Annotated in this window: 11 protein-coding genes and 1 pseudogene; 4 read left to right on the forward strand and 8 right to left on the reverse strand. The window is 62.3% G+C overall.

What is annotated here, in order from left to right:
* Positions 1 to 12: 12 nt before the first annotated feature.
* Positions 13 to 2886: an aminomethyl-transferring glycine dehydrogenase gene (gcvP, locus tag GUY40_RS20170; protein ID WP_166570671.1), complete on the forward strand. Its 2874-nt coding sequence runs from the start codon at positions 13 to 15 to the stop codon at positions 2884 to 2886.
* Between the two features lie 85 nt (positions 2887 to 2971).
* Here the strand turns inward: gcvP and GUY40_RS20175 are convergent, their stop codons facing one another.
* From GUY40_RS20175 to GUY40_RS20190, 4 genes are all read right to left on the reverse strand, one after another.
* Complete coding sequence (locus GUY40_RS20175) at positions 2972 to 3295, reverse strand: DUF2388 domain-containing protein (protein WP_166570672.1); 324 nt, start codon at positions 3293 to 3295, stop codon at positions 2972 to 2974.
* A gap of 69 nt (positions 3296 to 3364) precedes the next feature.
* On the reverse strand, positions 3365 to 3814 hold the full coding sequence (locus tag GUY40_RS20180) for an NfeD family protein (RefSeq protein ID WP_166570673.1): 450 nt from the start codon (positions 3812 to 3814) through the stop codon (positions 3365 to 3367).
* Positions 3815 to 3890: 76 nt separating this feature from the next.
* On the reverse strand, positions 3891 to 5672 hold the full coding sequence (locus GUY40_RS20185) for a GspE/PulE family protein (protein WP_166570674.1): 1782 nt from the start codon (positions 5670 to 5672) through the stop codon (positions 3891 to 3893).
* 265 nt (positions 5673 to 5937) lie between these two features.
* On the reverse strand, positions 5938 to 6261 hold the full coding sequence (locus GUY40_RS20190) for a hypothetical protein (RefSeq protein WP_371924895.1): 324 nt from the start codon (positions 6259 to 6261) through the stop codon (positions 5938 to 5940).
* A 134-nt stretch (positions 6262 to 6395) separates the two neighbouring features.
* Here GUY40_RS20190 and GUY40_RS20195 point away from each other — a divergent pair.
* Positions 6396 to 6521 (forward strand): annotated as a pseudogene (locus tag GUY40_RS20195) (AsnC family transcriptional regulator); the annotation flags it as partial.
* Between the two features lie 3 nt (positions 6522 to 6524).
* Here the strand turns inward: GUY40_RS20195 and GUY40_RS20200 are convergent.
* Positions 6525 to 7892: an inorganic triphosphatase gene (locus tag GUY40_RS20200; protein ID WP_166570676.1), complete on the reverse strand. Its 1368-nt coding sequence runs from the start codon at positions 7890 to 7892 to the stop codon at positions 6525 to 6527.
* 138 nt (positions 7893 to 8030) lie between these two features.
* Between GUY40_RS20200 and argE the strand changes: the two genes are divergently transcribed.
* Both argE and argA read left to right on the forward strand, forming a co-directional pair.
* Positions 8031 to 9188 (forward strand): acetylornithine deacetylase, encoded by a 1158-nt coding sequence (argE, locus tag GUY40_RS20205; RefSeq protein WP_166570677.1) that lies wholly within the window; start codon positions 8031 to 8033, stop codon positions 9186 to 9188.
* A gap of 117 nt (positions 9189 to 9305) precedes the next feature.
* A complete protein-coding gene (gene argA / locus GUY40_RS20210; RefSeq protein ID WP_166570678.1) occupies positions 9306 to 10604 on the forward strand; it encodes an amino-acid N-acetyltransferase in 1299 nt (432 codons plus the stop codon).
* 181 nt (positions 10605 to 10785) lie between these two features.
* On the opposite strand, the gene gshA is transcribed toward argA, so the two are convergent.
* The 3 genes from gshA to GUY40_RS20225 all read right to left on the reverse strand — a co-directional run bounded on the left by gshA (position 10786) and on the right by GUY40_RS20225 (position 15271).
* Positions 10786 to 12375, reverse strand: coding sequence for a glutamate--cysteine ligase (gene gshA, locus GUY40_RS20215; RefSeq protein WP_166570679.1), 1590 nt, complete (start codon positions 12373 to 12375; stop codon positions 10786 to 10788).
* 197 nt (positions 12376 to 12572) lie between these two features.
* Positions 12573 to 12956 carry a PaaI family thioesterase gene (locus tag GUY40_RS20220; RefSeq protein ID WP_166570680.1) on the reverse strand — a complete coding sequence of 128 codons (384 nt, stop codon included), beginning with the start codon at positions 12954 to 12956 and terminating at the stop codon, positions 12573 to 12575.
* On the reverse strand, positions 12956 to 15271 hold the full coding sequence (locus GUY40_RS20225) for a Tex family protein (RefSeq protein WP_166570681.1): 2316 nt from the start codon (positions 15269 to 15271) through the stop codon (positions 12956 to 12958). Before GUY40_RS20225 ends, GUY40_RS20220 begins: the two co-directional genes overlap by 1 nt.
* Positions 15272 to 15382 lie beyond the last annotated feature (111 nt).

Genomic DNA, 15382 nt, shown 5'->3' on the forward strand with positions numbered 1-15382 from the left:
GAGAGAGCCGTCATGTCCCAGTTGCCGTCCCTGAGCCAACTGCAAGACCCGAATGCCTTCCTGCGGCGCCACCTTGGCCCCGATGCCGATGAACAGCAGGCCATGCTCGCCGCACTGGGCCTGATCAGCCGGGTCGAGCTGATCGAACAGACGGTGCCGCCAGGCATCCGCCTCAATCGACCCCTGGATCTGCCGCCAGCACTGGACGAGCAGGCCGCCCTGGCCAGGCTTCAAGGCTACGCGCAGCAAAATCAAGTCTGGACCAGCCTGATTGGCATGGGTTATCACGGCACCCTGACGCCAACGGTCATCCTGCGCAACGTGCTGGAAAATCCCGGCTGGTACACCGCCTATACCCCGTATCAACCGGAAATCGCCCAAGGCCGGCTCGAGGCGCTGCTCAACTTCCAGCAAATGACCATCGACCTGACCGGGTTGGCGTTGGCCAATGCGTCCCTGCTGGATGAAGCCACCGCGGCTGCCGAAGCCATGGCCCTGGCCAAGCGGGTGGCCAAGTCGCGCAGCAACCTGTTTTTCGTCGACGTTCACTGTCACCCGCAAACCCTGTCGGTGGTGCAAACCCGCGCCGAAGGTTTTGGCTTTGACCTGGTGGTCGATGCAGCGGAAAACCTCGGCAATTACCAGGTATTCGGTGCATTGCTGCAATACCCTGACACTCATGGTGAGGTGCGCGACCTGCGCCCGCTGATCGAGCTGTTGCACAAACAGCAGGCACTGGCTTGCGTCGCGGCTGACCTGCTGAGCCTGGTGCTGTTGACCCCGCCAGGCGAGATGGGCGCGGATGTGGTGTTCGGCAGTTCCCAGCGCTTCGGCGTACCAATGGGCTATGGCGGGCCGCATGCGGCGTATTTTGCTTGTCGGGATGAGTTCAAGCGGGCGATTCCGGGGCGCATCATCGGCGTCTCCAAGGATGCTCGTGGCAACCTGGCGCTGCGTATGGCCCTGCAAACCCGCGAGCAACATATCCGCCGGGAAAAGGCCAACTCGAACATCTGCACAGCCCAAGTCCTGCTCGCCAATATTGCGGCGTTCTATGCCGTCTACCATGGCCCCCAAGGCCTCAAGCGCATCGCTCAGCGGGTTCACCGGCTGACCGCCATCCTCGCTGCCGGGCTGGCCGATAAAGGCATCCAGCGGACCAATCAGCACTTCTTCGACACCCTGACCCTGGAAGTCGGCGGCAGCCAGACGGCAATCATCGAATCGGCCAAGGCGGCGCAGATCAACCTGCGCATACTCGGTCGTGGCCAGTTGGGCATCAGCCTGGACGAGACCTGCGATGAAGCGACGCTGGGGCGCCTGTTCGATGTGTTCCTCGGCGCCGACCATGGGCTGGAGGTCGAGGCGCTGGATGCCCAGCCGCTGGCGGCCGGCATTCCCGACGCGCTGCTGCGCCAGTCGGCGATCCTGGCGCACCCGGTGTTCAACCTGCACCACAGCGAAACCGAGATGCTGCGCTACCTCAAGCAGCTGGAGAACAAGGACCTGGCCCTCAACCAGTCGATGATTCCGCTGGGCTCCTGCACCATGAAGCTCAACGCGACCAGTGAAATGATCCCCATCACCTGGCCGGGGTTTGCCAACCTGCACCCCTTTGCACCGGTCGAGCAGGCTCAAGGCTACAAGGCCATGATCGACGAGCTGGAGCAGTGGCTGTGCGCGATCACCGGTTTCGATGCCATCTGCATGCAGCCCAACTCTGGCGCTCAAGGCGAATACGCGGGGTTGTTGGCGATCCGCAAATACCATGAGAGTCGCAAGCAGGGCCAGCGCAACGTCTGCCTGATTCCCGCCTCGGCCCACGGCACCAACCCGGCCTCGGCACAAATGGCCGGTATGCAGGTGGTGATTGTCGAGTGCGATGACCACGGCAATGTCGACCTTGGCGACCTCAAGGCCAAGGCGCAAGCGGCGGGCAATGCCTTGTCGTGTCTGATGGCGACCTATCCCTCCACCCATGGTGTGTACGAGGAGGGCATCAGCGAGATCTGTGAGGTCATCCACAGCCACGGTGGCCAGGTCTATATGGATGGCGCCAACCTCAATGCCCAGGTGGGCCTGACTCGCCCTGCCGACATTGGCGCCGACGTGTCGCACATGAACCTGCACAAGACCTTTTGCATTCCCCATGGCGGCGGCGGCCCGGGCATGGGCCCGATTGGCGTGCGTGCTCATCTGGCGCCGTTTGTGGCCAACCATCCGGTGATCGAGTTATCGGGCCCCAATGTGCTCAACGGCGCCGTCAGTGCCGCGCCCTGGGGCAGCGCCAGCATCCTGCCGATCAGCTGGATGTACATCGCCATGATGGGCCCGCAGCTGGCGGATGCCAGTGAAGTGGCCATCCTCTCGGCCAACTATGTGGCTCAGCAGTTGGGCGGGGCGTTCCCGGTGCTGTACCGCGGCCGCAACGAGCGGGTGGCCCATGAATGCATTCTCGACCTGCGACCGTTGAAGGCGCAGACCGGCATCAGCGAGGAGGATGTTGCCAAGCGCCTGATGGATTACGGCTTTCATGCGCCGACCATGTCGTTTCCGGTACCGGGTACCTTGATGGTGGAACCGACCGAAAGCGAATCCAAGGCAGAGCTGGACCGGTTTGTCGAAGCGATGCTGGCCATTCGTGCCGAGATTGCCCGGGTGCAAAACGGCGACTGGACGGCAGATGACAACCCTCTCAAGCGAGCGCCACATACGCTGGCGGACTTGACCGGAGTGTGGGAACGCTCTTACAGCATTGTCGAGGCGGTGATACCGACTGCGCATACGCGGATGCACAAGTACTGGCCGGCCGTGAACCGGGTAGACAACGTGTATGGGGATCGGAATCTGTTTTGTGCGTGTGTGCCGGTGGATGAGTATCGGTAGCTTGAGTCGGTAGTGACTCGAACCCCTCACCCTAGCCCTCCCCAGAGGGAGAGGGTTAGGGTGAGGGAAGAGGCCCACACCGATCTTACTGCTCAGCCACCACCGCATTCTTGGCCAGGATCGCATTCGCCAGATCCATATCGCTGGCCTTCAGATCCGGGTTTTCCGCCCGCACCTTGCGCATTGCCGCTTCCAGGTAAGGCCCGCGAATCTGGCCTTCGCTGGCCACAAAGCTGCCCGCGTCATCCTGCGCGGCGACGACCATCTTGTGGTCCCTGGAGGTCAGGTAGCTAGAGCCGGTGGTGGCACCAGAGGTGATCACATTGCGCCAAAAGGTATCATCAGCCATGGCAGAGCCAACGGGGAGAGACAGCAGCGCGATGGCTGCAACAGCAAACTTGAACCGCATCAGGGGGTGCTCCGCACTGGATTAATCTGCGCGATATGATCGCCAAACCCCGGTTCAGTTCCGTGCCCCTCATTCAGCTTTTTCAACCAGCAGAACAGCGCCTTCCTGGCCCACCACCCGTGCCTGCGCGCCCATCGGCATGTCCGGCCCTTTGACGATCCACACGCTGTCACCCACCTTGATCTTGCCGCGCCCGCCGATGATGGATTCCTGCACCACAAACACCTGGCCGATCAGCTCCTGACCGTGCATGTTCAGCCCGGATGGGTCGCTCGGGATGCCATTGCCGCGGTGACGGCGCCACCAGAACACCGTCGTGAACACCGACAACAGGCCGAACAACAAGTATTGAATGGTCCAGTCCAGCGTCGGAATCACAAAGGTGAACACGCCAACGCCTGCCGCCGCGATACCGATCCAGAGCAGATAACCACCTGCCCCAAACATCTCCAGAATCAGCAGGAATGTCCCCAGGGCCAGCCAATCCCAGTACGACAAGTGTTGAAGGTATCGCCACATGCTGAGTCCTCGGCTTGCCGATCGAACCAGTGAGAGAACTCAAAGCTTGGCACGCGTTTGGCGAAAGCGGCCACCTCTACTTCATTTCATTTCTTGGCGTCACCCGCAGCACTTCTTCCAGGGTTGTCAGCCCGGCAGCGACTTTCTGCGCGCCAGACAGGCGCAGGCTGCGCATCCCTTCGATATACGCCTGGCGCTTGAGCACGATCAGGTCGGTATCGGCGTTGATCAGTGCCTTGAGGCCATCGGTCAATTGCATGATTTCGTACACGCCCGAGCGGCCCCGATAACCGGTGTCGCGGCATTCCAGGCAGCCGATGGCGCGTTGGGCGTTTTGCGGCACCGGCGCTTGCCAGGGCCGTGTCAGCTCCTGCCAATCCTCTTCTGCCGGAGCCTGCAGGGCCTTGCAATGTGGGCACAGGGTTCGCACCAGACGCTGGGCCATAACCCCCAACACCGTGGCCCGGATCAGGTAATGGGGGATCCCCAGCTCCAGCAGGCGGCTGATGGCACTTGGTGCGTCGTTGGTGTGCAGGGTCGACAGCACGAGGTGACCGGTAAGCGCGGCCTGGATTGCCATTTCGGCGGTCTCCAGGTCGCGAATTTCGCCGATCATGATGATATCCGGGTCCTGTCGCATCAGCGCCCGCACGCCGCTGGCAAAGGTCAGGTCAATGTTGTGCTGGACCTGCATCTGGTTGAAGCTCGACTCGACCATCTCGATCGGGTCTTCAATGGTGCAGAGGTTGACCTGGGGCGTCGCGAGCTTTTTCAGGGTGGTGTAGAGGGTGGTGGTCTTGCCCGAACCGGTCGGCCCGGTCACCAGAATGATGCCGTTGGGTTGGCGCGTCATGTCTTGCCAGCGGCGCAGGTCTTCGGCGCAAAAGCCCAGTTCGTTGAAGTCCTTGAGCAGCACCTGTGGGTCGAAGATCCGCATGACCATTTTTTCGCCAAAGGCGGTCGGCAGGGTCGAGAGCCGTAACTCGACTTCACCACCGTCCGGGGTCTTGGTCTTGACCCGGCCATCCTGCGGTTTGCGCTTTTCCGCGACGTTCATGCGGCCCAGGCTTTTGAGCCGGCTGACGATGGCCATGGTGACCTGGGGCGGGAACTGGTAGACGTTATGCAGCACCCCATCGATGCGAAAGCGCACGCTGCCTTGCTCCCGTCGCGGCTCGATATGGATATCGCTGGCGCGCTGCTGGAAGGCGTACTGGAACAGCCAGTCGACGATATTGACGATGTGCGCATCATTGGCGTCGGGTTCCTGGTCGCTGGCGCCCAGGTTAAGCAACTGTTCGAAATTGCCCAGGTTGCCGGTTTTGTGATCGGTGCTGTTGGCGCCGCTGACCGACTTGGCCAGGCGAAAGAACTCCACCGAGAAGCGCTGGATATCGGCAGGGTTGGCGACCACCCGCTTGATCGGCAGCTTGAGCACATGCCGCAGGTCCGCTTCCCAGCCGTGTACATAAGGCTGTGCGCTGGCCACGGTGACGCCATCGTTATCAATGGCGACGGCGAGGATGCGGTGGCGCTGGGCAAAGGCGTAGGACATCAGCGGCGTGATCGCGGCAACGTCGATCTTCAGCGGGTCGATACGCAAGTAAGGCTGGCCCGCTTGCTGGGCCAGCCACAGGGTCAGGCTCTCCAGGTCCAGTGCCTTGCCGGGCCGGCTCTGATCGTCCAGCTGCTGGGCGGCAATGAACTCCAGCGGGTGCAATTGACTATTGCGTGCGCTTTGGCGATTGGTCAGGGCCTGTTCAGCGGCGTCCTGACTGATGAATCCCTGGGCGAGCAACTCGCGCATCAGGTCGTTCAGGTCCAGCCAGCGGTCCTGGTGGGCGGCGACAAGGGACATGCGGGCTCCTCGACTTGCATACACATTTTGCTGACAAACCTCTTGCAGGAGCTGGCTTTAGCCGCGAAGGCCTGCACGGCAGGCCCATCGATTGGGGCCGCTACGCGACCCTTCGCGGCTAAAGCCGGCTCCTACAGTCGCATCCAACCAGTAGATTTGGAGTTTGTCAGCCTCAAACAGCAAGAGTAGACCGAGGGTCGCCGGGGGAGTTGCGGGTGGTCCAGGGAAAGGTTGCGAATAATTGCCGAACGGTAAAGCACCGCTGTCAGGCCGAGGCGAGCTGGGGAGCCGGCTCGGCCAGCTCAAGCTCAACGCTGTGTACATCCACCAGGTTGCGCATTTTTTGAGCAATCACCTCGGCGCGGTGCCAGGTCAGGCCGTCGAGCTCCATCTGAACGTGCAGCGTGTCGTCTTGCCGGCTGCTGTGGACCTCTTCGGGGGTCAGGTACTGCATGGCAAACAGGTTGAGCAAACGGCACAGGCTGCCCGGCTCCGCGTCGATGACGACGTTAAGGCACACACGGGCGTGGGGGTTGGCGACGTTCCAGACGTCGCTGCGCAGTGGGGCGGCGGAAGCGGGCATGAGCATTCTCCGAGAATCGATGGGGAAATATTTACATGCCTGAAGCGGTATTTCTTACCTAATATGAGCGATATAGGTGAATACGCAGCTTATTCATTTCAAAAATTGTCATGGAAAGAATTATTTATGCCGGTGAGCTGGACATCGAAGCCTACGAACGGTTTTTCTTCGAAAAGCTGTCGATGGTGCCGGGGATTCAAGAGGTCAACTCGATAGTGGCCTTGTCGGAGATCAAGTCCACTACCAGTTTGCCGGTGTTGCCTTGACGCTTACTTGCGCAGCAACTGCTTCCAGCCCTGATTCTGGCTGACGGTCAGGGCCTGCTGAACGCGCGCGTGCAGGACGTCGTCGCTGATCGACAGATTGGCCAGTTGCTGCAGCTTGTTCAGCTCGCCATAGAGGCGGTCAAGGTCCGGCGCTTCGACGACGTCACGGGCGTGGTGCAGCCAGACTTGCAGGCGCTCGATGCGCGGCAGCTGCTCGGCCAGGTCTTCCGGTTGCAGCTGGTAGCGGGCCAGTTGCAGGGCAGCGCACTCTTCATTGAAGAAGTGTGCCAGCCAGCTGGCCAGCGGCGCGTTACCCTGACGGTCGCCACGCTTGTTGCGCTCTACCGTCCAGGCGCGGCCCAGCAGCCAGCGCGAGGCATTCAGGGAGAACTCGCCCCAACGGGTGTCAAGCAGCTCCTCAGCGAATTGCTCCGGTGCGGCCTTGCGCACGTCTTCGTCTTCCTGGCCGGCCTGCAGCAGCGGGCGCCAGTCTTCCAGCAAGGCATCCAGGCGCACGCGCATGTCGTGGGTGGTGGTGCGAGGAGCGGCTTGGCCGAGGCTGCCCAGTACGGCGCGCAGCTCGACCAATTGCTCGACCCAGCTTTGCAGCAGGCGCCAGTGGCCGTTGAATCGATACTGTTCGGCCAGCCGTTGGCTGCTGGCGAGCAGGTGCCAGGCCAGCGCGCTGAAGGCATCGTCCAGCGGCATCTCGGCCTCGAACGCCGGGCTTGGCAGGCTCAGGGAATAGCTGCTGGCGTCGAACAGGCGATAACCACGCTCGGCCTTGCTGATATCGCACGGCATCAGCGGCAGGGTGGCGGCCAGCTCAGCGGCCAGCTCCAGCAGGGCGCCGGCTTCGCCTTCGCGCAGTTCCAGCTCCAGTTCGCAGATTTCTTCGCGTTGTTTGCCGGCGACCACTTCACCGAGGTCCAGCGCGGCTTCGATCACGACTTTGGCTTTGCCGCGGCCCCAGGCAATTTCAGCGCGTTCGCGGACAAAATCGGTGGTAAAGGCCGGTTTGATGGTTTTTTTGTCGAGGTCGGCCAATTGCGCCGGCCAGCACTCGCCATCGAGCTTTTTCAGGTCCAGCTTGGCCTTGGGCAGATGCCATTCGTGCTCGATGCGCTCGGACAGGCCGGCCACGCTTTGCCCACGCGCCTTCAGCGTCTGGATGATCGCGTCGCCATCACGGCGCAGGCGCAGGGCGACCTTGGCCGTTGCCAGCTCGCGGTCCGGGGTGTCGAAATACTGGTTGAACAGTTCGCTGCGCTCCCAGCCGCTTTTGTTGCGCTTCTTCAGCAATGGGTGATCGCGCAGCGCAGCGAGGGTTTCGCGGCTGACGCGCAGTTTGATTTCTGTTTCTTTGTGCATGCTGGAGAATCCAAGCTCGGCTAGCGAGAGCATCTGAGAGGGGTGTCGATAGGTTGCGAGTGTACAGCAGTGGCGCCATGACGGTTTATTCATGGTGCCGGATGGCCCTATGATGAGGCTCGCCCAGGGAGAATTCGCATGCCGTTGCCGTCGATGAAAGACCAGTTCGCCGCCCTGATTGCAACCCCGTCGGTGAGTTGTACCCAGCCTGGGCTGGACCAGTCCAACCGCGCGGTGATCGACCTGTTGGCCGGCTGGCTCGGGGATCTGGGCTTTGCTTGTGATATCCAGCAGGTCTCGCCGGGCAAGTTCAACCTGCTGGCGAGCTTCGGCAGCGGCCCCGGTGGGCTGGTGCTGGCCGGGCATAGTGACACCGTGCCGTACGACCCGCAGTTGTGGAAAACCGACCCGCTCAAACTCACCGAAGTGGATGGGCGCTGGGTCGGTCTGGGCAGCTGCGACATGAAAGGCTTCTTTGCGTTGGTCATCGAGGCGGTGCGCCCGCTGCTCGACCAACCCTTCCGTCAACCGCTGCTGATTCTTGCCACCTGCGACGAGGAAAGCTCCATGGCCGGCGCCCGAGCCCTGGCCGAAGCGGGCCGGCCGCTGGGCCGTGCGGCGGTGATCGGCGAGCCAACCGGGCTCAAGCCGATCCGCCTGCACAAGGGCGTAATGATGGAGCGCATCGACATTCTGGGGCGCAGCGGCCATTCGTCGGATCCAAGCCTGGGCCATAGCGCGCTGGAGGCCATGTACGACGTCATCGGTCAGCTCAAGCTGCTGCGCCAGCAATGGCAGAAAGCATTCAATAACCCGCAATTCGGTGTGCCGCAGCCAACGCTCAACTTCGGTTGTATCCATGGTGGCGACAACCCCAATCGCATCTGTGGCCAGTGTTCGCTGGAGTTCGACCTGCGCCCCCTGCCGGGCATGGATCCGCAGGCCCTGCGCGCGGCGATCCGGCAGAAGCTGCAGCCGCTGGCCGAGCAGCATCAGGTGCAGATCGATTACGCGCCGCTGTTTCCGGAAGTGCCGCCTTTTGAACAATCGGCCGATGCGGAGCTGGTGAAGGTTGCCGAGCGTCTGACAGGTCACAAGGCCGAAGCAGTAGCCTTTGGCACCGAAGCGCCTTATCTTCAGCGCCTGGGCTGCGAAACCCTGGTGCTGGGGCCTGGCGACATCGCCTGTGCCCATCAGCCGGGCGAGTACCTGGAAATGTCACGTCTGGAGCCGACCGTGCGTCTATTGCGTGACCTGATCCAACATTATTGTCTGAGCCCGGTAATTGCCCGCTGAGCCGGACCGTTCACCCTCTGAAGGAGAATGCGCGTGACGCCAAGCCTGTTCCGACGATAACCCTTCGAGCGCTGTGTGCCTTCACGTTCCGTCCCATTTTTACAGGCTCTTTTGGTTATGCCCGATTACGTCAACTGGTTGCGTCATGCTTCGCCTTACATCAATGCCCACCGCGACTGCACCTTCGTCGTCATGCTGCCCGGCGACGGGGTGGTGCATCCGAACTTCGGCAATATCGTCCACGACCTGGTGCTGTTGCACAGCCTGGGGGTGCGCCTGGTGCTGGTCCATGGCTCGCGCCCGCAGATCGAGAGCCGCCTGGCGGCCCGTGGGCTGGCGCCGCACTACCATCGCGGCTTGCGGATTACCGACGCCGCCACCCTTGAGTGCGTGATCGATGCGGTCGGCCAGCTGCGGATCGCCATCGAATCGCGGTTGTCGATGGACATGGCGTCCTCGCCCATGCAGGGCTCGCGCCTGCGGGTCGCCTCGGGCAACCTGGTCACCGCGCGGCCGATCGGCGTGGTTGAAGGGGTGGACTATCACCACACCGGCGAAGTCCGCCGGGTCGACCGCAAAGGCATCAGCCGCCTGCTCGATGAGCGCTCCATCGTTCTCTTGTCGCCGCTGGGCTATTCGCCGACGGGTGAGATCTTCAACCTGGCCTGCGAAGACGTCGCGACTCGTGCGGCCATTGAACTGCGGGCCGACAAGCTGTTGCTGTTCGGCGCCGAGCCGGGCTTGCTTGACGAAAGCGGCCGATTGGTGCGCGAACTGCGTCCCCAGCAAGTGCCTGCCCACCTGCTGCGTCTGGGCAATGACTATCAGGGTGAGTTGCTCGATGCGGCGGCCGAGGCCTGTCGGGGCGGCGTGGCGCGTAGCCATATCGTCAGTTACGTCGAAGACGGCGCGCTGCTCACCGAGCTGTTCACCCGTGGCGGTGGCGGTACGCTGGTGGCCCAGGAGCAATTCGAGAAAGTCCGCGAGGCAGCGATCGAAGACGTCGGTGGCTTGCTCGACCTGATCAGCCCGCTGGAAGAGCAAGGCATTCTGGTACGGCGTTCACGCGAGGTGCTGGAGCGCGAGATCGAGCAGTTCAGTGTGGTCGAGCGGGAAGGGATGATCATTGCCTGCGCAGCGCTGTACCCGATTGCCGATTCGGACGCCGGTGAGCTGGCCTGTCTGGCCGTGAACCCGGAATACCGCCATGGCGGGCGTGGCGATGAACTGCTGGAGCGCATTGAAGTGCGGGCGCGGGAGCTGGGTTTGAAGACGCTGTTCGTGCTGACGACGCGTACCGCGCACTGGTTCCGCGAGCGCGGCTTTATCCCCAGCGGCGTCGAGCGCCTGCCGGCGGCGCGGGCGTCGCTGTACAACTACCAGCGTAATTCGAAGATCTTCGAGAAGGCGTTGTAAACGGCCCCATTCACGGTCCCCAGGCTGCTCAAAAACTGGGATTAGGCCAACCCACCTGATGTGGGAGTGGATTTATCCGCGAATTGCTTCACTGCGGCTCGCCTGACACACCGTGGTGACTCTATTCGCGGATAAATCCGCTCCCACAAGATCGAAATCCTACTGGGAGAATTGACCAGGGTTAGTTACTGATCCCCAGAATGCTCGCCTGATACGCCCCGACAAACACATCGAAATCGCCCACTTCATTGCGCTCCAGCTCAGCCTGTTGCTCCAGCGAAGTGCGCGCCATCGCTTCGAATTCTGCTTGCTCTTCAACGCTCAGGCTTTCGCTGCGGAAGTAATGGGCGTGGGCCAGGCTCTGACGCAGGGAGAAACGGCTGAAGCCTTCCTTGTGCTCGGACATGCTCGCCAGCACGTGGGCCGAAGGGGTCAGTGAGGCATCGTCAACCTTATCCTGTTGCAGCGCCAGCGCTTCGGTATGCTCACCATGGCCCAGGCTTGTGTCGAGCAACTGCGCCAATGGCTTGATCTTCTTCAGCAACTCGCTGGCCCAGACTTTCAGTTCTACCGCCTCGCCGTCGCGTTGCAGTTCCAGGCCCGGCCGACGGCCTTCCTTGACCACGGTCAGGAAGTTGCTGGTGCAGTTGCCGCACTCGGTGCTTCGCAGCAGCGGGCTTTCTTCCAGCGCGCAGAACAGCAGGAAGGCGTCCAGGAAGCGCGCTTGTGGCAGGTCGATACCGGTCGGCAGGAACGGGTTGATGTCCAGGCAGCGGACCTCGACGTACTGCACGCCTCGCGACATCAAGGCCTGGATCGGCCGTTCGCCGGTGTAGGTGACACGCTTGGGGCGGATGTTGGAGTAATACTCGTTTTCGATCTGCAGGATGTTGGTGTTCAGCTGAACCCACTCGCCATCCTTGTGGGTGCCGATCTCGACATATTGCGGGTAGGGCGTGGCCACGGCACTACGCAAGCTGTTGGTGTAGCTGGTCAGGTCGTTGTAGCAGGGCGTAAGGCCCGCCTGGGCGTTGCTCTGGTAACCCAGGTCGCTCATGCGCAGGCTGGTGGCATAGGGCAGGTACAGCGTGTCGGCATCCCACTTCCACTGTTCAAGCTGATGAGGGCGGCCGCGCAGGAAGCCGGTATCCAGCGCCGGCGAGGCGCCGAACAGGTACATGAGCAGCCAGCTGTAGCGGCGGAAGTTGCGGATCAGGGCGATATAGGCGGCCGACTGGTAGTCGCGCTCGCTGCCCTCGACGCCTTCAGCCTGCTTGAGCAGCGGCCAGAGTTGTTCAGACAGGGAGAAATTGTAATGAATCCCGGCAATGCACTGCATGGTGCGGCCATAGCGCAAGGACAGGCCCTGGCGGTACACATACTTGAGCTTGCCGATGTTCGAGGTGCCGTAATACGCGATCGGGATGTCTTCCTCGGCCGGCAGCGCGCACGGCATCGAAGGGCTCCACAGGTACTCGTCACCCAGCTTGGTGTAGGCAAAGCGGTGGATCTTGTCCAGGCTCGCCAGCATTTGCGCAGGATCGGCCAGGGCAGGAGTGATGAACTCCAGCAGCGACTCCGAATAATCGGTCGTGATCTGTTCGTGAGTCAGCGCCGCACCCAGCGCCTCGGGGTGCGGCGTTTGCGCCAGACGGGCATCAGGGGTCACGCGCAGGCATTCGCGCTCGATGCCGTGCAGGCATTTTTCGAGCAGAGAGAGGTTGGCGCGCTCGCCAAGCAGGGTCAGGCGGCGGTTGAGAAGTTCGCTCAAGATGGATTCCTTCACGCATCAGTCGCCCCAATATGGGGGTAGATTTGATGGTCTACAAGGGTGCAGAAAGGGAACCGGCGTTGTCGCCTGGTTTCTGTCGTGGGTGGCGCCGGGGTTCGCCCAAGCGGGCCAGGGCCTGGCGGCAATTTCGGCTTTGCACTGTTGCTAGCGAAATTACCCCAGAACCCGGCGTTGGGCTAGAGGACCGCGAAGGTCCCCTGCGCTTTTGAGATCAGTTTGTCGCCCTGAAGCACGCTGGCTTCGACCACCAGCGTACGCCGACCGGCATGCACCACGTTGGCGATGCACAGCACTTCACCTTCGCTGACCGCGCGCAGGTAGTTGATCTTGCATTCGATGGTCACGCTCTGCTGGTCAAAGCCATGGGAGCTGGAACAGGCCAGCCCCATGGCAATATCGACCAGGCTGAACAGCGCCCCGCCGTGCAGCTTGCCGCCGCGGTTGCGCAGTTCGGGCGCCAGGTCCATGGCCACTTCGGCCACGCCCTCGTCCAGACGCTGCAAACGGCAACCCAGCAGCTGGCTGAACGCGCTTTGCACCAACCCTTCGGGAATGTCCATCAACGCTTCTTCAACTGTTTGGCGTTGGCGAACAGCGAGGCCATGGCGTTATTGGCCGGGGCTGCGGTTTCCTTGGCCTTGGCGGGTGCCTGCTGGCGCGGTGCCGAGCCCGGGCGGCTGCCACGGGCGCCGTCGACTTTCTCGCCCGGGGTGTCGCTCATGCGCATGGACAGGCCGACGCGTTTGCGCGGGATGTCCACTTCCATGACCTTGACCTTGACCACATCACCGGCCTTGACCGCTTCACGCGGGTCTTTGATGAACTTCTCCGACAGCGCGGAAATATGCACCAGGCCGTCCTGATGGACACCGATGTCGACGAAAGCACCAAAATTGGTCACGTTGGTGACCACGCCCTCGAGGATCATGCCCGGTTGCAGGTCCTTGAGGTCTTCGACGCCTTCCTGGAACTCGGCGGTCTTGAACTCAGGGCGCGGGTCGCGGCCGGGTTTGTCCAGTTCCTGAAGAATGTCGGTGACGGTCGGCAGGCCGAAGGTTTCGTCAGTGAACTTTTTCGGGTCCAGGCGCTTGAGGAAGCTGCTGTCGCCGATCAGCGAGCGAATGTCGCGGTCGGTTTCGGCGGCGATGCGCTGCACCAGCGGGTAGGCTTCCGGGTGGACCGCCGAAGCGTCCAGCGGGTTGTCGCCGTTCATCACGCGCAGGAAACCAGCGGCCTGTTCGAAGGTTTTTTCACCCAGGCGGCTGACTTTCTTCAGGGCCGCGCGGGTCTTGAAGGCACCGTTGGCGTCGCGGTGGGCGACGATGTTCTGGGCCAGCGTGGCGTTCAGGCCGGAGATGCGCGCCAGCAGGGCCACCGAGGCGGTGTTGACGTCGACGCCGACGGCGTTCACGCAGTCCTCGACCACGGCGTCCAGGCCGCGTGCCAGCTTGAGCTGCGACACGTCATGCTGGTACTGGCCGACGCCGATGGATTTCGGATCGATTTTCACCAGTTCTGCCAGCGGGTCCTGCAGGCGGCGGGCGATGGAGACCGCACCGCGAATCGACACGTCCAGGTCGGGAAATTCCTTGGCGGCCAGTTCCGAAGCCGAGTACACCGAAGCGCCGGCTTCGGAGACCATCACCTTGGTCATTTTCAAACCTGGGTATTTCTTGATCAGTTCGGCCGCCAGCTTGTCGGTTTCGCGGCTGGCGGTGCCGTTACCGATGGCGATCAGGTCAACCGAGTGCTTGGCGCACAGCGCGGCCAGTACGGCGATGGTCTGGTCCCACTGGTTTTTCGGAACGTGCGGATACACCGTGGCGGTGTCGAGCAGTTTGCCGGTGGCATCGACCACGGCGACCTTGCAACCGGTGCGCAGGCCCGGGTCCAGGCCCAGGGTGGCACGCGGGCCGGCCGGGGCGGCCAGCAGCAGGTCGTGCAGGTTATGGGCAAAAACGTTGATCGCCTCGCTTTCGGCGTTGTCGCGCAGCTCGCCCAGCAGGTCGGTTTCCAGATGGGTGTAAAGCTTGACCTTCCAGGTCCAGCGCACCACTTCGCCGAACCACTTGTCGGCCGGGCGGTTCTGGTTTTTCAGGTCGAAATGCTCGCCGATCATCATCTCGCACGGGTGCAGGGTGCCCGGCAGGTCCTCGCCAACCTTCAGGGTCGAGCCGAGAATGCCTTCGTTGCGACCGCGGAAAATTGCCAGGGCGCGGTGCGACGGCACGCTTTTGACCGGCTCGTCGTGTTCGAAGTAGTCGCGGAATTTCGCGCCTTCTTCTTCCTTGCCAGGGATGACCCGGGCGCTCAGGGTCGCTTCCTGCTTGAGGAAGCTGCGCAGCTTGTCGAGCAGGCGGGCGTCTTCGGCGAAGCGCTCCATCAGGATGTATTTGGCGCCTTCAAGCACCGCCTTGACGTCAGCGAAGCCTTTCTCGGCATCGACGAAACGGGCGGCTTCGGTTTCAGGCGTCAGCTGCGGATCGGCCAGCAGGCCGTCGGCCAGTTCGCCCAGGCCGGCTTCCAGAGCGATCTGGCCCTTGGTGCGGCGCTTCTGTTTATACGGCAGGTAAAGGTCTTCAAGGCGGGTCTTGGTGTCGGCCAACTTGATCTCGCGGGCCAGCTCCGGGGTCAGTTTGCCTTGCTCTTCGATACTGGCCAGGATGCTGGCGCGGCGCTCGTCGAGTTCGCGCAGGTAGCGCAGGCGTTCTTCCAGGTGACGCAGCTGGGTGTCGTCCAGGCTGCCGGTCACTTCTTTACGGTAACGGGCGATAAAAGGCACTGTCGAGCCTTCATCAAGCAGGGCCACGGCCGCTTCGACCTGTTGGGGACGGACACCGAGTTCCTCGGCGATGCGGCTGTTGATGCTGTCCATAAAACCACCTGACAAATTGAGAATGCAGTGCCGCCGGCCGCTGGCTGGCGAGTAATCCGATCAGGCAGGCCTGACGTCAAAACGTCGCATTATAACCAGCGATCTCGGCTT

It is taken from the genome of Pseudomonas sp. R5(2019), from assembly GCF_009905435.1.
In the GTDB taxonomy this organism is placed as follows: domain Bacteria; phylum Pseudomonadota; class Gammaproteobacteria; order Pseudomonadales; family Pseudomonadaceae; genus Aquipseudomonas.

Bases quoted from the DNA above. Each gene is read 5' to 3' on its own strand.
- gcvP (WP_166570671.1), top strand. From the start codon at position 13: ATGTCCCAGTTGCCGTCCCTGAGCCAACTGCAAGACCCGAATGCCTTC.
- GUY40_RS20180 (WP_166570673.1), bottom strand. From the start codon at position 3,814: ATGTGGCGATACCTTCAACACTTGTCGTACTGGGATTGGCTGGCCCTG.
- GUY40_RS20175 (WP_166570672.1), bottom strand. From the start codon at position 3,295: ATGCGGTTCAAGTTTGCTGTTGCAGCCATCGCGCTGCTGTCTCTCCCC.
- argE (WP_166570677.1), top strand. From the start codon at position 8,031: ATGCCGTTGCCGTCGATGAAAGACCAGTTCGCCGCCCTGATTGCAACC.
- GUY40_RS20220 (WP_166570680.1), bottom strand. From the start codon at position 12,956: ATGGACATTCCCGAAGGGTTGGTGCAAAGCGCGTTCAGCCAGCTGCTG.
- GUY40_RS20190 (WP_371924895.1), bottom strand. From the start codon at position 6,261: ATGCTCATGCCCGCTTCCGCCGCCCCACTGCGCAGCGACGTCTGGAAC.
- GUY40_RS20185 (WP_166570674.1), bottom strand. From the start codon at position 5,672: ATGTCCCTTGTCGCCGCCCACCAGGACCGCTGGCTGGACCTGAACGAC.
- GUY40_RS20225 (WP_166570681.1), bottom strand. From the start codon at position 15,271: ATGGACAGCATCAACAGCCGCATCGCCGAGGAACTCGGTGTCCGTCCC.
- argA (WP_166570678.1), top strand. From the start codon at position 9,306: ATGCCCGATTACGTCAACTGGTTGCGTCATGCTTCGCCTTACATCAAT.
- GUY40_RS20200 (WP_166570676.1), bottom strand. From the start codon at position 7,892: ATGCACAAAGAAACAGAAATCAAACTGCGCGTCAGCCGCGAAACCCTC.